Genomic DNA, 21,468 nt, shown 5'->3' with positions numbered 1-21,468 from the left:
AGGCGGCCATGATCGCCGCTGCGTCGCTGGTCCTGCCCCTGCTCGCAGGGGTGGGGCCGGCGGCCCACGCGGCCGCGCCCGCCTTCGCCTACGGGGAGGCGCTGCAGAAGTCGTTGTGGTTCTACGAGGCCCAGCAGTCGGGTGACCTGCCCGACTGGAACCGCGTCTCCTGGCGCGGCGACTCGGGCATGAACGACGGCAAGGACGCCGGGCTGGACCTGACCGGAGGCTGGTACGACGCGGGCGACCACGTCAAGTTCGGCTTCCCGATGGCCTTCTCGGCCACGATGCTGGCGTGGGGCGGCGTGGAGTACCGCGACGCGTACGCCGGGTCCGGCCAGCTCACCCACCTGCTGAACAACCTGAAGTTCGTCAACGATTACTTCATCAAGGCCCACCCGTCGGCCAATGTGCTGTACGGGCAGGTCGGCAACGGCGGCACCGACCACGCCTGGTGGGGCCCGGCCGAGGCGATGCAGATGAACCGGCCCGCCTACAAGATCGACGCGTCCTGCGGCGGCTCGGACCTGGCGGGGGAGACGGCGGCGGCGATGGCGGCCTCGTCGATCGTCTTCCGCCCGACCAACCCGACATACGCCGACACGCTGGTGACGCACGCCAAGCAGCTCTACTCCTTCGCCGACACGGTCAGGAAGAAGTACAGCGACTGCGTCAGCGACGCCCAGGGCTACTACAACTCCTGGAGCGGCTACAACGACGAGCTGGTGTGGGGCGCGATCTGGCTCTACCGGGCCACGAACGACGCCGCGTACCTGGCCAAGGCCGAGGCCGGTTACGACAACCTTGGCAATGAGCCGCAGACCACGACGAAGTCGTACAAGTGGACGATCGCCTGGGACGACAAGTCGTATGGCGCGTACGTGTTGCTGCACAAGCTCACCGGCAAGCAGAAGTACCTGGACGACGCCAACCGCTGGCTCGACTGGTGGACGGTCGGCGTCAACGGCTCGAAGGTCAAGTACTCGCCGGGCGGCGAGGCCGTGCTGGACCGATGGGGGTCGCTGCGGTACGCGGCCAACACCTCGTTCGTCGCGCTCGTGCACAGCGACTCGATCACCGACGCCGAGCGCAAGGCCCGCTACCACGACTTCGCGGTCCGGCAGATCAACTACGCGCTCGGCGACAACCCGCGCAACTCCTCGTACCTGATCGGGTTCGGGGCCGACCCGCCGAAGAACCCGCACCACCGTACGGCGCACGGCTCGTGGACCGACCAGATCACCAACCCGGTCAACAGCCGCCACACCCTGTACGGCGCGCTCGTCGGCGGCCCGCCCGACCCCGACGACGTCTACACCGACAAGCGCGACGACTACGTCATGAACGAGGTCGCCACCGACTACAACGCGGGCTTCACCAGCGCCCTGGCCAGGCTCTACAAGGAGTACGGGGGAGCGCCCTCGGCGAGCTTCCCGCCCGCCGAGACCCCGGACGGCCCGGAGATCTTCGTCGAGGCGGGCGTGAACGCCTCCGGCACGAACTTCACCGAGATCAAGGCCATCGTGCGCAACCAGTCGGCCTGGCCCGCCCGGGTCCTGCCGGACGGCTCGTTCCGCTACTACTTCACCCTCGACGGCTCGACGACCGCCGCGCAGATCAGCGTGTCGTCGGCCTACACGCAGTGCAAGGCCCCCACGCTCGGCCCGGCCGGCGGGAGCGTGTACTACGTGAACATCGACTGCTCCGGGCAGGCCATCGCCCCGGCCGGGCAGTCGCAACACCGCAGGGAGGTGCAGTTCCGGATCAGCAGCGCGGGCTCCTGGGACCCGTCCGACGACTGGTCGTACAAGGGCATCCCGGCCACGCCGGGCGCGACGCCGGTGCTGACGAAGAACATCACCCTCTACAGCGGCGCCACCAAGATCTGGGGTGAGCCCCCGGGGCCGGAGGAGCAGGACACGACAGCGCCCAGCAAGCCGGGCAAACCCGCGGTCTCCGGGATCACGGGCACGGCGGCGAAGCTGAGCTGGACGGCCTCCACGGACAACGTGGGAGTGACCGGTTACGACGTCTACCTGGGGTCCACCAAGGCGGGCACGGCCACCGGCACGTCGTACGACCTGGGCGGGCTCAGTCCCGCGACGGCGTACACCGTCTCGGTGGTGGCCAGGGACGCGGCCGGCAACAGCTCGGCGGCCTCCGACGGCACGTCGTTCACGACCGCGGACGCGCCGGCCGGTGGTTGCGCGGCCATGTTCAAGGTGACCAACGCCTGGGGCGGCGCGTACCAGGCCGAGGTGACGGTCAAGAACACCGGCGCCGCGCCCGTCACCGGCTGGACGGCCGCCTGGTCGTCCAGCGGACAGATCACCCAGCTCTGGGGCGGCAAGCTCACCCAGAACGGCTCGGCGGTGTCGGTCAGGAACGAGTCGTGGAACGGCGGGCTCGCCGCCGGCGCCACGACCACGTTCGGCTTCATCGCCAACGGCACCCCCGCCACCCCCGACCCGATCACCTGCACCCCCTGCTGAGCGAAGACCCCGCCCCCGCCGCAGGAGCGGCGGGGGCGGATCCACGGCTCAGTGAAAGGCAGCCCATGCGATCACTGTTCACCGCGCCGGCCCTCGCTGCCGCCTTCGTGGCCGCGCTCGTGACCGCCCTCGTGACCGTGCCAGGCACCGCGGCGCGCGCCGCCACCGGCATCCACGTGAGCGGTACGAAGATCCTGGAAGGCAACGGCCAGGAGTTCGTCATGCGCGGCACCAGCCACGCCCACACCTGGTTCCCGACCCGGACCAAGGCGTTCGCCGACATCAAGTCGCTGAAGGCCAACACCGTGCGCGTCGTGCTCAGCGGCGGCCGGTGGAGCGCCAACTCCGTCTCCGACGTGGCCAATGTGGTCTCGCTGTGCAAGCAGAACAAGCTCATCTGCGTGCTGGAGGACCACGACACCACCGGGTACGGCGAGCAGAGCGGCGCGTACACCCTCGACCAGGCCGCCGACTACTGGATCAGCATCAAGAGCGCCCTGGTCGGCCAGGAGGACTACGTCGTCGTCAACATCGGCAACGAGCCGATCGGCAACAACGCCACCACACCCGGCTGGGCCGACGCCACCAAGGCCGCGATCCAGAAACTGCGCGCCAACGGCTTCGGCCACGCGCTGATGGTGGACGCCCCCGCCTGGGGCCAGGACTGGCAGAACGTCATGCGCGACAGCGCCGCGTCCGTCTTCAACGCCGACCCGGCCAAGAACACGATCTTCTCCGTGCACATGTACGGCGTCTACGACACGGCCGCCGAGATCACCTCGTACCTGGACGCGTTCCGGACGGCCGGGTTGCCGCTGGTCATCGGCGAGTTCGGGTTCAACCACTCCGACGGCAACCCCGACGAAGACACGATCATGGCCCAGGCCGTGAGCCGCGGCGTCGGCTACCTCGGCTGGTCGTGGAGCGGCAACGGCGGCGGCGTCGAGTACCTGGACCAGGTCACGAACTTCGACGTCACCCAGCTCACCTCGTGGGGCCGGCGGCTGTTCGACGGTGCCGACGGCATCGCCGCGACCGCAAGGCAGGCCACGGTCTACGGCGGCACCACCACCGACCCGACCCCGCCGACCGTCCCCGGCACCCCGTCGGCCTCGAACGTCACCGCCTCCGGAGCCACCCTGACCTGGACGGCCTCCACCGACAACGTGGGCGTGACCGGCTACGACGTCTACACCTCGACCGGCGCCCCGCTCGGCGCGACCGCCACCGCCTCGATCACCCTGACCGGCCTGACGCCCGCGACCGCCTACCAGGTGCACGTGAAGGCCAGGGACGCGGCGGGCAACCAGTCGGCCGCCTCGCCCACGGCCTCCTTCACCACCCTGCCCGGCAGCGGTGGCGGCGGCTGCACCGCGGCCGGGACCGTCCAGAGCCAGTGGAACAACGGGTACGTCCTGCAGCCCGTCACGGTGACCAACACCGGCACGACCACCCGGAACGGCTGGACGGTGACGTTCACGCTGCCCGCGGGCCACACGGTGACCGGGTTCTGGAACGCCGCCGTGACCGTCAGCGGTCAGACCGTGACCGCCAGGAACCTGGGCTACAACGGCACACTCGCCCCCGACGCCGCCACCAGCTTCGGGATCCAGGCCGGCCGCCCGAACTTCGACACGTCCGTACCGTCCGGCTACACCTGCGCCGGCTAGAGAAGGAGGAGGTGAGGCCGACCCGCTGATCCTGCCTGCGAACCATCCCGCCCGGATGGGACGGACGCGGCCGGCGAACCCCCAGCCGGCCGCGTCCGTTTGCCCTGCTTACAGGAACCTCCCCCTGGAGGCTGCGGGTGTCAGCGTTGGTCCAGGGCGTGGGCGAAACGTTCGCGGGCCGCGTCGATGGCCGTCTCGTCCGAGAACCCGGCGAACGCCTCGTCGTGGTACCGCTCGGGGATCAGCCTCCTGACCCGCTCCGGGTATCCGGGCCCGGCCGCCGGCACCTCGACCCGCGGCGGGACGCCGAGCCGTACGGCGATGGGCCCCGAGGCCCGTACGGACATGGCCCAGTCGCGGCTCTCGCCGACGATCGCGCACAGATGCCGGGCGTAGACCCGGCGCACCTCGACCAGGCTGGAGGCGTCCGGCGGGTCCATGCCGAACGGCTCCACCGCGCACACCACCCGCGCCTCGAACCCGTGCCCGTGGCCCTGGTGCTCCTCCGGAGTGGCCCGTTCGAGTATCAGCGTCACCTGGGCGGCGAGCTCCTGGTCGAGCCGCGCCGACTCCTGGTGGACGGCGAACAGCGTCACCCCGGCCAGCGCCAGGCCGGCCAGGGCGACGCCCGCCGCGAGCCGCCCGCGACGTGTCGCGGTCACGGGCTCGTACAGGTCAGGGCCGGTGCGGGGCTCGGGATCGAGCCGGTGGCGTTGAAGCCGAACGTGGTGGTCGCGTTCGGGGCGAGCTGGCCGTTGTAGGCGGCGTTCTTGACGGCCACGTTCGGTGGCTGGGCGGACAGGACGCCGTTCCAGGGTGCGCCCTCGAAGCCCTGGCCGCCGCCGTAGGCCCACTTGACCGTCCAGCCGTTGAGCGAGGCCGAGCCGGTGTTCCTCACCGTCACCTCGCCCTGGAAGTGGCCGGCCCAGCCGGTGTCGGTGGCCTTCCAGGTGGCGGTGCAGCCGCCCGGGTTGGGGCCGGTCGGGGTCACCGTCGGGGTGACGGTCGGGGTGGCGGTGGGTGTGGCCGAAGGCGTGCCGCCGCCGGGGCCGACGCCGGTGACCTGGCCGTTGCCGCCGTCGAAGGTGACGTCGGAGCAGCTGTAGAAGTTCTCGTTGCTGTCGGAGCGGATCCAGTGGGTGTAGATGATGTGGCGCCCGCTCTTGCCGGACGGGAGCTGGGCGTTCCAGTAGTAGTAGTTGAGCCCGCCGGGGCCGCCGTTGGCGGGCGGGTTGGTGGAACTGCCGAACGACTCCAGGTCCGACCACTTGAGCGGGGCGTCGGGGTTCCAGCCGTTCTTGGTGACGTAGTAGACGAACGTGCCGGGGTGCTGGGCCCAGTTGCTGTGCCGCATCTGGATGGTCGCGCCCGAGGTCAGGTGCGTCAGGGGCCAGTCGGAGCGTACGGCGTTGTAGGCGGTGAAGTCGTAGGGGCCGCCGGTGCCGCCGCTGCAGAGCTGGCCGTCGGGGATGAACCCGCTGGTACGCCCCGCGCCGTCGGAACGCAGCACGGCGAACCAGTTGTACAGCGGGGTCGGGCCGCTCTGGGCGACGGCCGCCGCGCAGGCCGGGTTGTAGGAGATGATCTGGCCGTTCTCCCGCAGGCCGTCCTGCCAGCACAGGAACGTCCTGGCCCCGGGGAACATGGACACGCCGTGGGCCTGCGCCTGCGGCGGCGCGATCAGGAAGGTGGCCAGCAGGACCAGGGCGGCGGTGAGGGCCGCCGTTCGAAAGTGTTTCATGGGGATTCCTTCGCGCATGGGAACACAGGAATCTGCCCACGATCAGCCCGCCCGGCGAGCGCATTGAACCACGGCGGCCCTCGCCTCGACAACGCGCTGTGAAACTTTCAGCCGATCTTGGTCACGGTTGCCCTGGTGGCCCGGCCCCGAGGTGGCGGACGGGGGCGGGGCTGCTTGCCGTACGGGGGGCGACGCCGGGAACCTGGCTATGGGAGCGCTCCCAGCAGCCCCTCCGATCAGAGAAGCGGGAGCAACATGCCATGAGGCGCGTGCAGATCATCATCCTGGCCGTCGCGGCGTTACTCGGCGCCGGCCTGTTCCCGGCACCGGCGCAGGCCGCCCCGGTGTTGTGCGAGAAGTGGGGCTCGACCACCGTCCAGAACGGCCGCTACATCGTCATGAACAACGTCTGGGGCGCCGACACCGCCCAGTGCGTCGACGTCAACCAGAACGCCGGCTTCACCGTCACCCAGGCCGACCACGACAAGGCCACGAACGGCGCCCCGGCCGCCTACCCGGCCATCTACGCGGGCTGCCACTACGCCGCCTGCACCACCGGCAGCGGCCTGCCGATGCAGGCGGGCTCGTCCGGCTTCGGCGCGCTGAGGTCCAGCATCACCATGACCTACCCGAACTCCGGCACCTGGGACGCCGCGTACGACATCTGGTTCGACCCCACCCCGCGCACCGACGGCCAGAACACCGGCGCGGAGGTGATGATCTGGCTCAACAAACGCGGCTCGATCCAGCCCGTCGGCTCCCAGGTCGGCACGGCGAACCTGGCCGGCGGCACCTGGCAGGTCTGGTACGGCAACATCGGCTGGAACGTCGTCTCCTACGTGCGCACCTCGGCGACCTCCTCGCTCGACTTCGCCGTCGACACCTTCTACTCCGACGCGATCAGCCGCGGGTACGCCCAGCGATCGTGGTACCTGACCAGCGTCCAGGCCGGGTTCGAGCCGTGGGCGGGCGGCGCCGGGCTGGCCGTCGGCTCGTTCTCCTTCGGCTCCGGCGGCGGCACGACCGACCGGACGCCGCCCACCACGCCGGGCACCCCGGCCGCCTCCGGCACGACCGCCGCCGCCACCACGCTCACCTGGGGCGCCTCCACCGACACCGGCGGCAGCGGCCTGGCCGGGTACGACGTCCTGCGCGCCACCGGCGACACCTTCACCCAGGTCGGCACGAGCACCACGACCTCCTACACCGACACCGGCCTGACCCCCGCCACGACCTACCGCTACCGCGTCAGGGCGCGCGACGGCGCGGGCAACCTCTCACCCGAGTCCGCGGCCGTCACCGTCACCACCCAGAACGGCGGCGGAGGCGGCGGCTGCACCGCGACCGCGACCACCCAGAACGCCTGGAACAACGGGTACGTGATCCAGCCGGTCACCGTCACCAACCGAGGCACCGCCACGCTCAACGGCTGGACCGTCACCTTCCCGCTCCCGCAGGGCCACACGATCACCGGCTCGTGGGGCGCGAACGTCTCCGTCGGCGGCGGCACCGTGACCGTCCGGAACCTGCCCTACAACGGCACCCTGGCCCCGAACGCGAGCACCACGTTCGGCTTCCAGGCGTCCCGTCCCGACGGCGACACGCAGGTGCCCACCGGCTACACCTGCGCCTGAGCAGCGTCATGAGGGGTACGGGAGGCCGTCGTACCCCTCAGTCGGGCTTCATGGCCCGGTCGATCACCGTGAGCTTGGCCAGCAGTTCGGCGCGGCAGGCGGGGGCGAGGCGGCCCTCCCGGGCCCGGTCGGCGACCTTGCGCCGCAGCTCGGCCGTGTCGGTGACCGCCGAGCCGCGTACCAGGTGGTCGAGCACCTGTTTGAGGTCGAGGACCACGTCCGCGTCGGTCGCGTCGCACGTCTTGCCGGCTTCGAGGGAGTCGTGGAAGCCGTCCACCGCCTGCTCGACGGGGACCGGGACGGCCGGCGAGCTCTCCATCACCCGGGCCGACGCCGGCGCCGAGGAGGGCGGCGTGACCTGCGGCGACAACACGGGCTCCGGCTCCGGCCGCTGGAACCACAGCAGCACGGAGAGCGCCAGCATCGCCGACCCCGCGACCGTGAGCCCGCGCCGTACCTGCCGGGCGATCCCGGCCGTGCCGAGCGCCGAGGTCAGCGAGACGACGATCTCCTCGGCCGTGGGCCGCTCGTCGGGCAGGTGCGCCAGGCAGCTCTGGCAGAGCGAGGCGACGCCGTACGGCACGCCGGTCACCCGGGGCGGGGGATCGGTCCGGCGCGCGGCCTCGATCTCCTCCCACGTGGTCTCCGGGTACGGCGTGCGCCCGGTGATCATGGCGAACAGCAGCACGCCCAGGGCGTACACGTCCACGGCCGGGTGGGTGGGGGCGCCGAGGAGGCGTTCGGGGGCGACGTAGGGAGGGGTGCCGCGGTCGTCGTCGGCGGCGCCGGCCCAGGCCGCGATGCCGAAGTCGAGCAGCTTCGGGCCGTCGGCGGTGAGCAACACGTTCTCGGCGGTGACGTCCCGGTGCACCAGGCCGCGGGCGTGCCCGGCCATCAGCACGCGGGCCAGGCGCAGGGCGATGGCCGCCGCCTCGGTCCACGGCAGCGGCCCCTCGGCGATGCGCTCGGCCAGCGGGGTGCCGTCGAGCAGGGGCATCACCACGTACGCGGCCACGCCGCCCTTGGCGGTGACGGCCTCGCCGTAGTCGTAGATCTCGATCGAGTCCCGGTGGATGAACCGGGCCGCGGCGCGGGCCTCGCTGCGGACCCGGACGCGTTCGCCGTGGTCGGTGTGCAGCGAGGCGGTCAGCACCTTGACCGCGACCAGCCGGTGCAGTGACTGGTCGAAGGCACGCCAGATGACCGACATGCCGCCGTGGGCCAGCGGGTCCAGCAGCAGGTACCGCCGGGCCAGCACGTCCCCCGGCTCAAGCTGACTCACGGATGACCAGTTCCGTGGGGAGGACGGGGTCGATGCCCGTCGCCCCCGTCAGGAGAAGGCGGGTGGCGACCGTGGCGAGCTCCTCGACGGGCTGGCGGATGGTGGTCAGCGCGGGGACGGTGTGCCGGGCCACGGGCGCGTCGTCGAAGCCGATCACGGCGACGTCCGAGGGGACCTTGCGGCCGGCCCGGCGAAGGGCCTGGATCGCGCCGGCCGCCATCAGGTCGGAGGCGACGAAGACGGCGTCGAGGCCCGGCGCGTGGCGTAAGAGCCATTGCATGGCGTGCGTGCCCGAGGCCGCGGTGAAGTCGCCGTACGCCACGGGCACGTCGGGGGCGCCGGCCGTCTGCAAAGTGCGTACGAGCCCTTCGAGCCGGTCGCGGGCGGCGGGCAGGGAGGGCGGGCCGCCGATGGCTGCCACGTTCCTGCGGCCCTGTAACAGCAGGTGCTCGGCCGCCTGCCGGCCGCCGTCGAGGTTGTCCACGTCGGCGTAGGGGAGTTTGAGGTCGTGGGGCGGGCGGCCGATGTTGCGGACCGGGATGCCCGAGGTGGACAGCTTGATGGCCAGCGGATGGCGCTCTCTCGCGCCGACGATGAGAACGGCGCCCGACAGCGCGGGGAGCGTGGAGGAGGTGGGCGTCACGGTGGTCACCAGCATGTGGGTGCCGTGCTCGGCGATCACCGCGCCCGCGGCGGACAGGAGCCGCGCGTAGTAGGGCTCGGAGAACAGGCGGGGGAGATGGTCGCAGATCACCGCCGTGACGCCGTCCGTCAGCGTCTTGGCGGCACTTCCCCTGGGCGCGCGTTGTCGGACGTAGCCCATGCGGGAGACGGCGTCGTAGACTTGCCGGCGGGTCGAGGTACTGACCCGCACGGAGCCCGTGAGGACTCGAGATGCGGTCGCGGGGGAAACCCCTGCAGCGGCCGCCACCTGTGCCAGTGTGGGCTGCTCGGTCATGGAGCACCTCGCGGAAAGATCCTGGGAGCGCTCCCACGTTACCAATGTTTCGCCGCTGTTAATAGGGCCTTTGCAGGGAGTGCGTCGGGGTGTGCGGACCCACTCCGAATCGGCTCAGGTAGGGGCGCTGGTTACCGCCAGAGGTTTTTGGGCCGTATGTGGATCACGCCATATTTTCCGGCCGATAGGGGGTATCCGCGACCCGCCGGATACCCCCGAACGTCCTTCTCTAGCGACGGCCCCTGCCGCGCCCGTGGCCGTTGCCGTTGCCGTTCTGGTAGCCCTGGCCGGGGCCGAAGTCGCCGTCGGGGTTGACGTCGTTGAGGTCCTGGCCCCTGTCCTCGTCGGGCTCCTGCCTGCGGGGCGCGCAGCTCTGGCCGCAGCCGCCGAAGCGGGAGGAGTCGACCGGGGTGAAGGCCGTCGCCGGGGTGTCCTTGAGCGCGGCCTTCATGGTGGCGTTCCAGATCGGGCCGGGGATCGAGGCGCCGAAGACCGAGGGGTAGTAGTCGCCGCCGATGGTGATGCTGTTCAGCTTGTGGGTCGTCGAGCCGCGCGGGTCGCCGATGCTGACCGCGCCGGCCAGGTCGGGGGTGAACCCGGCGAACCAGGCGGTGGCCTGGTCGTCGGTGGTGCCGGTCTTGCCGGCCGCCGGGCGGCCGATGCCGCCGACCCCGCGCATCGTGCCCTTGGTGAAGACGCCGGACAGGATGTTCGCCGCCGCGTCGGCCACCTCGGGGTCGAACGCCTGCGTGCACTTGGGCTTGTACTCGGTCACCTTGCCGTTGCGGTCGGTGATCTTGGTGATGGCCGTCGGCGGGCAGTACTTGCCGCGCGCGCCGATCGCCGCGTAGGCCGTGGCCACGGTCACCGGGTCCATCTCGTTGATGCCGAGCGTGAACGTCTCGAACTCCTGGAGCTTGTTGCCGTCGGAGCGCTTGATGCCGAGCGACTTGGCGGTCTCGACCACCTTGCAGAGGCCGACCTTCTGCTCCAGCGTCATGAAGAACGTGTTCACCGAGCCCCAGGTGCCGGTGGCCAGCGACTTGAAGCCGCCGCCGCCCTCGTCGTTGGTGACGGTGTGGCTCGGGTCGCCGACGTTCTGGCCCTTGCAGTTCTTGAACGCCCAGTAGTTGGGGGCGGTGTAGCCGCTGCCCACGCTGAAGCCGTCGTTGATCTTCATGCCCTGCTTGAGCGCGGTGAGCAGCGTGAACGTCTTGAACGTCGAACCGGCCTGGAAGCCGATGCCGCCGCCGTGCTGCGCGTCGGCCACCACGTTGTACGACATCTCGTGCTTGCGCTTGGAGTTGCCGTACTTGCGGCTGGCGGCCATGGCCTTGATCTCGCCCGTGCCCGGCTTGATCAGCGCCTCGGAGGCCACCGGGTTGTCGGAGGCGTAGACGTGCTTCTTGATGGCCTGCTCGGCAGCTTCCTGCATCTTCGGGTCGATCGTGGTCTGGATCGTCAGTCCGCCCCGGTTGAGCAGCTGGGTGCGGGCCTTCTCGGTCTTGCCGAAGGCCGGGTTGCTGAGGATCTCGTTGCGCACGTACATGCAGAAGTACGGGTACTGGCTGGCGCCGCAGCCGCCGGGCAGCGGGGTGCCCTTGTAGCCGAGCTTCTTGACCCTGGCCTCTTGATGCTGCTCGGGGGTGATCTTCTTCAGTTCGAGCATCCGGTCGAGCACCACGTTGCGCCGGGTGAGCAGCCGCGCGCGGGCCTCCTTGCCCGCGTCGGGGGAGGTCCTGTTCGGGTCCTGGACCGTGCCTGCCAGCGTGGCCGCCTGGGACAGCGTCAGCTCGGAGGCCGAAACGCCGAAGAAGCGCTTGGCCGCCGCCTCGATCCCGTACGCGCCGGCGCCGAAGTAGGCGATGTTGAGGTACTTGCCGAGGATCTCGTCCTTGCTGTACTTGTCCTCGACCGCCATCGCGTAGCGCAGCTCCTTGAGCTTGCGCGCGTAGCTGGCCTCAAGGGCCGCGTTCTTCTCCTTCTTGGTGGCGGCGGAGTTGAACAGCACCTGCTTGACGTACTGCTGGGTGATGGAGGAGCCGCCCTGGGCGACGCCGCCCGAGCTGAGGTTCTTGGCGAGGGCCCGCATGGTGCCTTCGATGTCGATCGCGCCGTGCTCGTAGTAGCGGTAGTCCTCGATGGAGATGATGGCCGTCTTCATGATCTCGGCCACCTCGTCGAGGGCGACGTTCTCGCGGTACTCCTCGTAGAACTGCGCGATCTGGTTGCCCTTGGAGTCGAGGACCGTCGTCTTCTCGGCGAGCGGCGGTTCCTTGAGGTCCTCGGGCTTGATGTTCAGTTCCTCCGATGCCGAGACGAACATCGCTCCGGTGCCACCGACCGCCGGCAACGCGATGGCGGCGGCCACCACTCCCGCGGCCATCGCAGCCCCGGTCAGGCGCACGATGCTCGACATTCGGGAACCCATGCGGAAAAACCTCCCTATTTGGCTTTTGGCTGCATCCTAAACCCGGCCATGACCTGCTCTCGGTAAAAAGACGAAGCGCGCGGTCCGCGGGTGGATGCCTCTACCCGAATGAGACGCCCTGGCAGGGGCTTTGGTTCGGTGGCTTTCCCGACGAAATCGTTTCCTGCGGGTCTGTGGGGATAGGGCCAGGTCATGACTACTCACCGAGTGATGCCACGCGAGCGGGCGCGGGTCCGTGAGCCGGTCGCCGCTCCCCACAAGGGGCCGGTCCTGGACGAGACCCTGCCTCTGCTGCTCGACCCGTACCGCTTCATCGGGGACCGGGCGCGGCGGCTCGGCTCCGACGTCTTCGAGACGCGGCTCATGCTCCGGCGGACCGTCTGCATGACGGGCGCCGAGGCCGCCGAGCTGTTCTACGACCCCGAGCTGTTCGTCCGGCACGGCGCCGCGCCCCGGCGGCTCCAGGTGACCCTGTTCGGCAGGAACGGCGTCCAGGCGCTCGACGGCGAGGTCCACCGGGCCCGCAAGGCGATGTTCATGTCGCTGATGGGCAGGGAGGGCCGCGACCGGCTGACGGAGCTGGCCGGCCGGCGCTGGCGCGAGCGCATCAGCCAGTGGGAGCGCATGCCCCGGGTCGTCCTGTACGAGGAGGTCAGCAGGCTGCTGTGCCAGGCGGCGTGCGAATGGACCGGCGTGCCGCTGCCGCCCGCGCGGGTGCCCGCCGTGACCGCCACCATCCAGGCGGCCATCGAGGGCGCGGGCGGGCTCGGCGCCCGCTACCTGCGCGGCCGGTACGCCAGGATCAAGGGCGACCTGTGGTTGTCCGGCCTGATCCGCTGCGCCCGCGACAACCCCCGCCGCTTCGACGACACGGTGACCGGCCTGATCGCCCGCTACCGGGACCCCGGAGGCGCCCTGCTCCCGGTCAGGACCGCGGCCGTCGAACTGCACAACGTGTTGCGGCCCACGGTGGCGGTGGCCAGGTTCGTGACGTTCGCGGCCATGGCCCTCCACACCCATCCCGAGTACTACGAGCGCATCCGCGAGGGCGACGAGCCGTTCGTCGAGCACTTCGTCCAGGAGGTACGCCGGTTCTACCCGTTCTTCCCGTTCGTCGCCGCCAAGGCGGCCAGACCCTTCACCTGGCACGGCGAGCACTTCCCCGAGGGCCGCCGCACCCTGCTCGACCTGTACGGCATCGACCACGACCCGCGCCTGTGGGACCGCCCGGACGAGTTCCGCCCCGAACGGTTCGCCGAATGGGACGGCGGCGAGTACGACTTCGTGCCCCAGGGCGGCGGCGACCACTACGAAGGGCACCGCTGCCCCGGCGAGTGGCTCACGATCGACCTGATGAAGCTGGCGGTGACCGCGCTGACCCGCTGGATGACGTACGGGGTGCCCGCCCAGGACCTGCGCATGCCGCCCTGGCGGGCCCCGGCCATCCCCAACAGCCGTTTCGTCATCGACCAGGTGGCGGCCGGCTGAGATTCGGCCAGCGCCGGGCAAAGAAGCGTGTTGTCGCGCGGGTGCGCGCGCGAGGGTCTGGCAACGTCTGCCGGGGCGATTCTTCCTGGCCTCGGTGGAGGGTTTCATGCGTCGTGTCGTGGACGACGAACACGTCGATCAGCTGGTCTCGGCCGCCAGGGATCACTGGGGGGACAGTGCCGGCGACGCGGGCTGCGTCGTGGCCGAGGCGTTCGACGAGGACGTCCGGGTGGTGGTGCGTACGGTCATGGTGGCCAAGGCCGTGTGCGGGCTGCTGTCGGCCCGGCTGGTCGTGCTCACCGACCCGCGGTGGCGGCCGCTGGCGGAGGCGTTCGGCGCCGCCGCCGATCTGGGGCCGCCCGACGCGCTGGTCACCAGCCGGATGGACCGGTGCGTGCGCACCGACATCCCGGTGGTGCACGTGCACGGCACGGGGGCGCTTCGGGCGTACGCGCTGTTCCCCGGGCAGAGCCCCGGCTCCTTCGGGGAGGACCTGCCCGGCCGGGTCGCGGAGTTCTTCGACCAGTGGGTCTGGCCCAACAGGGAGACGATCGCGCCGAGCGCCGAGCGTACGGCCTGGCGGGCCAAGGAGGGCTACCAGGTCCGCACCGACACCGAACGCCGCCAGCTCCGCCTCTACGGCTGCTCCAGGCTCCGCCTCGACGCCGGCCGGCCCACGATCACGGTGTTCGGCCACATGCCGGGCCGCGACACCGAGCTGTTCGAGGAGACCGAGCGGTACGCCGCCGCCGACGAGTCGGCCAACTGGCTGTTCCTCGACCGCCTCCGATCGGGCGCGCTGTCGGCGAACATCCTCTGGAGCATGACCGACGTCGCGGTCACGTTCGGCGGCAGCGATCTGCCCGCCTTCGGCGTGCCGGTCGTGCAGGCCGGCTGGTCGGAGGGCGCCGCCTGCGGCGCCACGCACGTCGTGCGCACGCCCGAGGAACTGCGTTACCGGCTCGGCGAGGCGGTCGCCACGCACGGCAAGGGCGAGACGATCCTCGGCCCGGAGCAGCGCGAACGCGCCCGCCTGTGGTTGTGGCTGCGCCGCTGCGCCGCCGACGTGCCGACCCAGATCCTGCCGCGCTGGGAGCTCGGCCCCGACTACCCGCGTGCCCTCACGGTCGCGCTGCGGCACGCGGAGCGCGACGGCGACCCACTCTTCGACGCGGTGCGCCGCATGTGGGAACGCCGCGAGCCCGTACTCACCCGATTCGACTTCCAGGACCTGACAAGGACCACACTGACCCCCGCGAGGAGCGCCCGATGACCGGAACAGGACCCAGCACCGAGCTCGACCCGGTGATCCTGCCCGCGATCCCGCCCGTCCACGTGCTGAGCGGGCACTTCCCCGCGTTGCAGGTGACCGACCGGCTGCATCGGGGCAGCCAGATCGTGGGCAGGTTCGAGACCTCCGGGCTGGTCGGCTTCAAGGTGTCCGCGCAGGGGCGGCCGCTGCGGGTGCAGATGTCGTTGTCGATGGACGAGCGGTCGGCCAGCGGCTGGCACAACGGCAACACCGGTCCCGACCTCACGTTGCCCCGGTTCATCCAGATCCGTTCCCAGGGACGCCTGCGCCAGTGCGTACTGCTGCGCGGACGCAACCCGCACGCCCGCGTGGCCTTCGACCTGACGCCCGACGAGATCCCCGACGACGGGCTCATCTGCGTCGAGGCCCTGGACGTCATGGAGGGCGACGGCGTCTGCGACGAGGTGCGCGCGGTGCTCGCCGGTCGCGTCCAGGCCGACGGGGTGGCCGGGCTGCGCCTGGACAAGATCGTGTTCGAGGAGCCGCCCGAGGTCGACTACGACCCCGACACGCTCGACGGCTCCCGCTGCGAGCTGTCCTCCCTGATCAGCGGCGGCGGCCTGGCCAACCTCAACCGGCAGGGCGTGCGCGTCCTGCGGTCGGGCATGTTCGTGGTCAACCCGGTGTTGCGCGACACGTTCGGGTCCAGCGGCCGGATCACGTTGCGGCTGGGCACGAAGGCGGAGGCGGCGAGCATGATCCCGGCCACCTGGCGGCGGGTCAACAGCGAGCTGCGCTGGTTGCGGCACGCCACCAGGAAGCTCCTGGGCACGGCCGCCCCCAAGGTGGAACGGGTCTACAGCCTCAGGGACGGCGAGGCGGGCCCCTTCGGGCAGACCGTCCACGGGAACGTCACCGAGCTCGTCCTGCCCAGCCCCACGGCCTCGCCGTTCCTGGTGGTGATCGAGCCGCGTCCGGGTGTCCTGCCGACCCTGGAGTTCGGCATATCGGACTAGCCCGGACCGTCGCGGCCGCAGAAAGCCCGAGATCACCTGTGAGAACGCCGCTCTGAGGGCAGTTGCCAAGGGTGGGCAGGCGTTTGAGCATCGAGACGACCCGGCATCTCCAGTGCACGGTCATGCGCGCCGCGGGCGAGCTCGACCACTCCGGACGGGTCCGGTTCAGCGCCCACCTCGACACGGTGTGGGACTGGTCGCCCGGGCCCGTCCTGGTCTTCGACCTGGCGGAGCTGGTCTTCTACGACTCCTCGGTCATCGGCGTGCTGGGTGTGGCGATGCGGCGGATGGAGGCGGAGTCGAGTGGCCGGATCATCCTGGTCCGTCCGTCGGAACACCTGTTGTCGGTGTTGCGGCTGACGGACCTGCTCTCGCACGTGGAGCTGCGCGGCAGCGTCGAGGAGACCGTGGCTGAGCTGATGCTCGCCGCGGGCCCCTACAACCCGTAGGTCTCCAGCAGCCGCAACCAGATCTCGCTCACCGTCGGGAACGACGGGACGGCGTGCCAGAGCCGGTCGAGCGGCACCTCGCCGGTGACCGCGATCGTGGCGGCGTGCAGCAGCTCGCCGACGCCGGGACCGACGAACGTGACGCCCAGCAACACCTTCCTGTCCTCGTCCACGACGGCCTTGGCCCGGCCCCGGTAGCCGTCGCCCAGCAGGTACGCCCCGGAGACCGAGCCGAGGTCGTACTCGACCGCGCGCACCCGGAAACCGGCCTTCCTGGCCTCGGCCTCCGTACGGCCGACCGCGCACACCTGCGGGTCGGTGAAGACCACCTGCGGCGCGCCGAAGCCGTCCGCGATGTCGCGCATGGCGGGCAGGTCGTCGCCGTGCGCCCGCGCGGCGATCACGTCGCCGCAGATCCGGGCCTGGTACTTGCCCATGTGGGTGAGCAGCGCGCGGCCGTTGACGTCGCCGACGGCGTAGAGCCAGCCGCCCGCCACGCCGGTGGCGCGCATGCTGTCGTCGACCTCGACGGGCGCGTCGTCGGGCAGGCCGACCGTGTCGAGCCCGATCCCGCGGGTCGCGACCCGGCGGCCGGTGGCCACCAGCAGCTCGTCGGCCTCCAGCGGTTGCCCCTCCGACAGGTGCACCGTCACCGTGCCGCCCGGCTCGCGCCGCTCGACCCTGACCACGTCGGTGTGCGTACGCACGTCGATGCCCGACTCGGCGAACGACTTCGCGAGCAGCTCGCCGGCGAACGGCTCGACCCGCCCGAGCAGCCCCCCGCCGCGTACCAGCACGGTCGTGTGCCGCGCGCCGAGCCCGTGCATGGCCTGGGCCATCTCGCAGGCGACCACGCCGCCGCCGATCACGATCAGGCTTTCCGGCACCTTCTTCGCGGCGGTGACCTCGTGGCTGGTCCACGGCTTCGCCTCGGCCATGCCCGGCACCGGCGGGACCGCGGCCGTGCTGCCGGTGGCGAGCACGACGGCGTGCCTGGCCGTGAGCGTGCGCTCGCCGCCGTCCGCGGTCGTGACGACCACCCGGCGTTCGCCGTCGAGCCGTCCCCTGCCGCGGACGAACTCCGCCGGCACACTCTCGACCCAGCCGACCTGCCCCGAGTCGTCGTAGTGGGACACCGCCTCGTCGCGCCGGGCGAGCACCGCGTCCACGTCGATCGGCCCGAGCGAGAGGCCGGGCACCCGTGACACCTCACCGGCCAGGTCGACCGGGCGCAGCAGCGCCTTGCTGGGGATGCACGCCCAGTAGGAGCACTCGCCGCCGGCCAGCCGTTCCTCGACGATCGCGGCGCTCAGCCCACCGCGTACGGCCCTGGCGGCGACGTTCTCGCCCGCCGGACCGGCTCCGATCACGATGACGTCGAACTCCTCAGCCACGCTGCCTCCCCATGCTCGTCCTCGATTCGCACTCTTTCATGCCCTGCCCGTGATGACCGCGACGGCCACCGGCGTGAACCCCTTCGCGGCGCGACGACAAGACCAGGTAGATGCCCGCGCCGTCCGGGGAGCCCGTTCGGCACTCTCGCGAAGGAGCCTCCCTGTGCCGGCGCCGTCTCCTGTGTTCGTGCTGCCCGGAAACGTCTGGAGGCGGCATCGGGCGCTGCTGGTCGCGCTGGTGCCCGCCGTCGTGCTGCGGGTGCTGGCGATGGTGGGGTACCGGCCGGCGTTGTGGTTCTGGGCGGATTCGTTCTCCTATCTGAGGGCCGCGGGCGATCCCGTGCCCGGGACGTTCCGGCCGCTCGGGTACTCGCTCTTCCTGGCCGCGCTCGGGCCGGGGAAGAGCCTGGCGCTGGTGGCCGCCGTGCAGCACGCGCTCGGGCTGGGGCTCGCCGTGGCCGTCTACGCCCTGTTGCGGCGGCGCGGGCTGCCCGGCTGGGGTGCGACGGCCGCCGTCGTGCCGCTGCTCCTCGACGAGTTCCTGATCCTGCTGGAGCACATGATCATGGCGGACGCGCTGTTCACCGTACTGGTCACGGCCGGGATCCTGGCGTTGTCGCGGCGGCTCACCCCGGCCACGGCGGGCGTCGGCGGCGCGCTGCTCGGCCTGGCCGCCGTCACCCGCACGATCGGGGTGGCCGTGCTCGTGGTGGCCGCCGCCTGCCTGCTGCTGCGCCGTCCCGGGCCGCGCGCGCTGCTGTGCCTGGTCCTGGCGGGCGCCGCGCCGCTGCTCGGGTACGCCTCCTGGATGTGGGCCACCAGTGGCACCTTCGGCCTGACCAGGGCCGACGGCCTGTTCATGTGGGCCCGCACGATGACCTTCGCCGACTGCTCGGTCATCAGGCCGGAGCCCGAGCTGACCCCCCTCTGCCCGAGGACGCCGGTGGCCGGGCGGCCCTCTCCCGCGCACTGGATGTGGGGGCCCACCCTGCCCGGGGTCCCCGGCGACCGGAACGCCCTGGCCGGCCGCTTCGCCCGCGCGGCCGTGCTCGCCCAGCCCGGCGACTACCTGGCCGCCGTCGCACGCGACCTGCGGTGGTTGCTGCGCTGGGAACGCACCACGGCCTGGACGGTCGCGGCCAGAAAGACCAATCCCTACTGGTTCCCCTACGAGGAACGCCCGCTGCGCGACTCCGTACGGGGGACCGCCGAGTCCTACGAGGGCGGTCCGGCGGACACGCGGCTCGTCGAGCCGTACGCGGGCTGGCTGCGTGCCTACCAGCGCTTCGGGTACCTGCCGTACCCGGTGCTCCTGGTGCTGCTCGGGGGCGCGCCAGCGGTGGCGGTGGCACGGCGGCGGCCGGACGCGCTGCTGCCCGGCCTGGCCGCCGCCGTGCTGGTCCTGGCGCCACCGTTCCTGCACGGGTACGACGTGCGCTACGTCGTACCGGCCGTGCCGCTGGCGTGCCTGGCCGCCGGGCTGGCACTGAGACGTCCGCCGAATGTCGGCAGACGTTAACCCGCGGGGCCTAGCGTGCCGGCATGACTCCTTACCCCATGTCGGTCGTGTACCGGGCGGCGACCGAGGGTTATCACACCTTCCGCATCCCGGCGGTCGTGGTGACCGGGGCGGGGACGCTGCTGGCCTTCGCCGAGGGGCGGCGCGGGTCCGCCGGCGACTCGGGCCACATCGACCTGGTGCTCAGGCGGTCGACCGACGGCGGGCTGACGTGGGGTCCCCTCCAGGTGGTGGCCACCGAGCCGCGCCGCGGCACCGTGGGCAACCCCGCGCCCGTGGTGCTGGACGACGGCCGGATCGTCCTCGTCACGGTCCGCCAGGGCCCGTCGGCGACGGAGGAGAAGATCCGGCGGGGTCAGGTGCAGGCAGCCGAAGGGCGGCGGGTGTTCGTCCAGGTCAGCGCGGACGACGGGGTCACCTGGCCGGCTCCGCGCGAGATCACCGGCAGCGTCAAGCGTCCCGAGTGGCGCTGGTACGCCACCGGCCCGGGGCACGCCGTCCGGCTCAGGAGCGGGCGCGTCGTGGTGCCCGGCAACCACTCCCTGCCGCCCACCGGCTCCGACAACGGCACCGAGGGCAAGTACAACGGCGGCCACGCGCTGCTCAGCGACGACGGCGGCCGTACCTGGCGGATCGGGTACGTCGACGACAATCCCGACGGCTACGTCAATGTCAACGAGACCACCGCGACCGAGCTGCCCGACGGCCGCCTCTACCTCAACGCCAGGACGGACTCCGCCGCCCCCGGCACCCGGGCCGACGCCTGCTCCTCCGACGGCGGCCAGCGGCTCGACCTGCCTTTCCGTCCGCAGGCCGGGCTGGCCGGGCCGGTGGTCGAGGGCAGCGTTCTGTGGTGCGAGCCGCCCGGCGTGCTGCTGTTCTCCGGTCCGGCCGCGCCCGACGCGCGGGCTCTGATGACCGTACGGGCGAGCGACGACCTCGGCGTCACCTGGCGTTCCGCGCACACCGTTTCGGGGCTGCCCGCCGCCTACTCCGACCTGGTCAGGGTGGACGACGACACGGTCGGGCTGCTGTTCGAGACCGGGGACTTCGGGCCGTACGAGAGTATTGTCTTCCGGCGCATCCCGGTCGCCGAGTTCCGCGCGAACGCCGCCGGGCCTTTCCTCGCATAGGTTTTCCCGGTCACGGAAGTGCTGGCACAGGGCTGTTCTGACTACGCTGAGACACCCACTGTGTTGACCGCGTGTGCGGCGATGTTCCGTATTACGCGCTAGCATTCCGATCAGCGGAATAGGCGAGGGAGAGTTCAGTGGCTGAGACTCAGTCCCCTGTGGGGAGCGTCGATCGTGCCCTGCTGATCCTGCAGGAGATCGGAAAGCACAGCAGGGGGGTGACGCTCGACGAGCTGGCCACCAGGCTGGGGCTGCCGAAGAGCTCGCTCCATCGCCTGCTCGGGGCGTTGAAGCATCGCGGCTTCGCGGCCCAGCCGGAGCCGAGCGGGCCGTACTTCCTCGGCACCGAGCTGCTGGCCACGGCCTTCAGGTTCTACGAGTCCATGGACCTGCGCACACTCGTCCGGCCGCTGCTGCTGCGGCTCAGCGAGGAGTTCTCCGAGACCGTGCACATGGCGATGCTCGACGGCGGCGAGGTCGTCTACCTGGACAAGGTGGAGGCGGTGCGGTCGATCACCATGACCTCGGTGGTCGGCGGGCGCAACGCGGCCCACTGCACGGGGGTGGGCAAGGCGCTGCTGGCCTGGACGTACCCGACGGACGAGGCGGTCAAGGCGTGGGCCGAGCGCTACGGGCCGCTGGCCACCAGGACCCGTAACACGATCACGAACCCCGCCAAGCTCGCCACCCACCTCGACCAGGTCCGGCAGCGCGGGTACGCGCTCGACCTGGAGGAGAACGAGCCCGGGGTGCGGTGCGTGGCGGCGCCGGTCTTCATGGGCAAGACGGCGCCGGTGGCGGCGGTGAGCGTGACCGCCATCAAGGACCGCATGTCGGTGGCCCGCCTGGAAGAGGTCGGCCTCGGCCTCCGCCGCGCCATAACCACCGAGGTCTGACCCCGCCGTACACAAGAACAGCGCTCCCCGGACGGCGACCCCTTCGAACGGCGGCCCTCTCGGGTGTCGCCCCCTCCCCCAAAGGGACCTCAGCCGACTACGGTCGAGCAAGA

16 protein-coding genes are annotated in these 21,468 nt (G+C 71.3%); 10 read left to right on the top strand and 6 right to left on the bottom strand.

Going from position 1 to position 21,468, the window contains the following annotated elements; genetic code table 11:
• Positions 1 to 8: 8 nt before the first annotated feature.
• Both DMB42_RS34555 and DMB42_RS34550 read left to right on the top strand, forming a co-directional pair.
• Positions 9 to 2,492, top strand: coding sequence for a glycoside hydrolase family 9 protein (locus DMB42_RS34555; RefSeq protein ID WP_125641507.1), 2,484 nt, complete (start codon positions 9 to 11; stop codon positions 2,490 to 2,492).
• Between the two features lie 65 nt (positions 2,493 to 2,557).
• Positions 2,558 to 4,162: a cellulase family glycosylhydrolase gene (locus tag DMB42_RS34550; protein WP_125641504.1), complete on the top strand. Its 1,605-nt coding sequence runs from the start codon at positions 2,558 to 2,560 to the stop codon at positions 4,160 to 4,162.
• A gap of 140 nt (positions 4,163 to 4,302) precedes the next feature.
• Here the strand turns inward: DMB42_RS34550 and DMB42_RS34545 are convergent, their stop codons facing one another.
• The gene (locus DMB42_RS34545; protein ID WP_125641500.1) at positions 4,303 to 4,824 is read right to left on the bottom strand and encodes a hypothetical protein; all 522 of its coding nucleotides are present in this window, start codon (positions 4,822 to 4,824) and stop codon (positions 4,303 to 4,305) included.
• Positions 4,821 to 5,903, bottom strand: coding sequence for a lytic polysaccharide monooxygenase (locus DMB42_RS34540; protein WP_125641497.1), 1,083 nt, complete (start codon positions 5,901 to 5,903; stop codon positions 4,821 to 4,823). Before DMB42_RS34540 ends, DMB42_RS34545 begins: the two co-directional genes overlap by 4 nt.
• Before the next feature lie 269 nt (positions 5,904 to 6,172).
• On the opposite strand from DMB42_RS34540, the gene DMB42_RS34535 reads away from it, so the two are divergent.
• Positions 6,173 to 7,537 carry a GH12 family glycosyl hydrolase domain-containing protein gene (locus DMB42_RS34535; protein WP_260478127.1) on the top strand — a complete coding sequence of 455 codons (1,365 nt, stop codon included), beginning with the start codon at positions 6,173 to 6,175 and terminating at the stop codon, positions 7,535 to 7,537.
• Between the two features lie 37 nt (positions 7,538 to 7,574).
• Here DMB42_RS34535 and DMB42_RS34530 read toward each other — a convergent pair whose 3' ends face one another.
• From DMB42_RS34530 to DMB42_RS34520, 3 genes are all read right to left on the bottom strand, one after another.
• A complete protein-coding gene (locus DMB42_RS34530; RefSeq protein ID WP_125641491.1) occupies positions 7,575 to 8,819 on the bottom strand; it encodes a serine/threonine-protein kinase in 1,245 nt (414 codons plus the stop codon).
• Positions 8,806 to 9,777, bottom strand: coding sequence for a LacI family DNA-binding transcriptional regulator (locus DMB42_RS34525; protein WP_125641488.1), 972 nt, complete (start codon positions 9,775 to 9,777; stop codon positions 8,806 to 8,808). The genes DMB42_RS34530 and DMB42_RS34525 overlap by 14 nt, the downstream gene beginning before the upstream one ends.
• A 229-nt stretch (positions 9,778 to 10,006) precedes the next feature.
• Entirely contained in the window at positions 10,007 to 12,208 is a 2,202-nt protein-coding gene (locus DMB42_RS34520; protein ID WP_260478126.1) for a transglycosylase domain-containing protein, read from the bottom strand.
• A 192-nt stretch (positions 12,209 to 12,400) separates the two neighbouring features.
• On the opposite strand from DMB42_RS34520, the gene DMB42_RS34515 reads away from it, so the two are divergent.
• From DMB42_RS34515 to DMB42_RS34500, 4 genes are all read left to right on the top strand, one after another.
• On the top strand, positions 12,401 to 13,696 hold the full coding sequence (locus DMB42_RS34515) for a cytochrome P450 (protein WP_221762488.1): 1,296 nt from the start codon (positions 12,401 to 12,403) through the stop codon (positions 13,694 to 13,696).
• Between the two features lie 106 nt (positions 13,697 to 13,802).
• Entirely contained in the window at positions 13,803 to 14,969 is a 1,167-nt protein-coding gene (locus DMB42_RS34510; protein WP_125641485.1) for a hypothetical protein, read from the top strand.
• Positions 14,966 to 15,964, top strand: coding sequence for a hypothetical protein (locus tag DMB42_RS34505; RefSeq protein WP_125641482.1), 999 nt, complete (start codon positions 14,966 to 14,968; stop codon positions 15,962 to 15,964). The genes DMB42_RS34510 and DMB42_RS34505 overlap by 4 nt, the downstream gene beginning before the upstream one ends.
• Positions 15,965 to 16,047: 83 nt before the next feature.
• Positions 16,048 to 16,413 carry an STAS domain-containing protein gene (locus tag DMB42_RS34500; protein WP_125641480.1) on the top strand — a complete coding sequence of 122 codons (366 nt, stop codon included), beginning with the start codon at positions 16,048 to 16,050 and terminating at the stop codon, positions 16,411 to 16,413.
• On the opposite strand, the gene DMB42_RS34495 is transcribed toward DMB42_RS34500, so the two are convergent.
• The gene (locus tag DMB42_RS34495; RefSeq protein ID WP_125641478.1) at positions 16,401 to 17,807 is read right to left on the bottom strand and encodes an NAD(P)/FAD-dependent oxidoreductase; all 1,407 of its coding nucleotides are present in this window, start codon (positions 17,805 to 17,807) and stop codon (positions 16,401 to 16,403) included. The genes DMB42_RS34500 and DMB42_RS34495 overlap by 13 nt on opposite strands.
• A 187-nt stretch (positions 17,808 to 17,994) precedes the next feature.
• On the opposite strand from DMB42_RS34495, the gene DMB42_RS34490 reads away from it, so the two are divergent.
• From DMB42_RS34490 to DMB42_RS34480, 3 genes are all read left to right on the top strand, one after another.
• The gene (locus tag DMB42_RS34490) at positions 17,995 to 19,326 is read left to right on the top strand and encodes a hypothetical protein (RefSeq protein WP_125641474.1); all 1,332 of its coding nucleotides are present in this window, start codon (positions 17,995 to 17,997) and stop codon (positions 19,324 to 19,326) included.
• Between the two features lie 23 nt (positions 19,327 to 19,349).
• Entirely contained in the window at positions 19,350 to 20,459 is a 1,110-nt protein-coding gene (locus tag DMB42_RS34485) for an exo-alpha-sialidase (protein WP_125641471.1), read from the top strand.
• Positions 20,460 to 20,596: 137 nt separating this feature from the next.
• The gene (locus tag DMB42_RS34480; RefSeq protein ID WP_125641468.1) at positions 20,597 to 21,355 is read left to right on the top strand and encodes an IclR family transcriptional regulator; all 759 of its coding nucleotides are present in this window, start codon (positions 20,597 to 20,599) and stop codon (positions 21,353 to 21,355) included.
• Positions 21,356 to 21,468 lie beyond the last annotated feature (113 nt).

The sequence above is a fragment of the Nonomuraea sp. WAC 01424 genome (assembly GCF_003947315.1).
GTDB classification, from domain to species: Bacteria; Actinomycetota; Actinomycetes; order Streptosporangiales; family Streptosporangiaceae; genus Nonomuraea; species Nonomuraea spiralis.
Note: the sequence above shows the minus strand (reverse complement) of the source record. Positions and strands in the feature narration are given on the sequence as shown.

Excerpts from the sequence above, each read along its gene's own strand:
- DMB42_RS34525 (WP_125641488.1), bottom strand. The coding sequence starts at position 9,777 with ATGACCGAGCAGCCCACACTGGCACAGGTGGCGGCCGCTGCAGGGGTT.
- DMB42_RS34485 (WP_125641471.1), top strand. The coding sequence starts at position 19,350 with ATGACTCCTTACCCCATGTCGGTCGTGTACCGGGCGGCGACCGAGGGT.
- DMB42_RS34540 (WP_125641497.1), bottom strand. The coding sequence starts at position 5,903 with ATGAAACACTTTCGAACGGCGGCCCTCACCGCCGCCCTGGTCCTGCTG.
- DMB42_RS34550 (WP_125641504.1), top strand. The coding sequence starts at position 2,558 with ATGCGATCACTGTTCACCGCGCCGGCCCTCGCTGCCGCCTTCGTGGCC.
- DMB42_RS34515 (WP_221762488.1), top strand. The coding sequence starts at position 12,401 with ATGACTACTCACCGAGTGATGCCACGCGAGCGGGCGCGGGTCCGTGAG.
- DMB42_RS34555 (WP_125641507.1), top strand. The coding sequence starts at position 9 with ATGATCGCCGCTGCGTCGCTGGTCCTGCCCCTGCTCGCAGGGGTGGGG.
- DMB42_RS34520 (WP_260478126.1), bottom strand. The coding sequence starts at position 12,208 with ATGGGTTCCCGAATGTCGAGCATCGTGCGCCTGACCGGGGCTGCGATG.
- DMB42_RS34510 (WP_125641485.1), top strand. The coding sequence starts at position 13,803 with ATGCGTCGTGTCGTGGACGACGAACACGTCGATCAGCTGGTCTCGGCC.
- DMB42_RS34505 (WP_125641482.1), top strand. The coding sequence starts at position 14,966 with ATGACCGGAACAGGACCCAGCACCGAGCTCGACCCGGTGATCCTGCCC.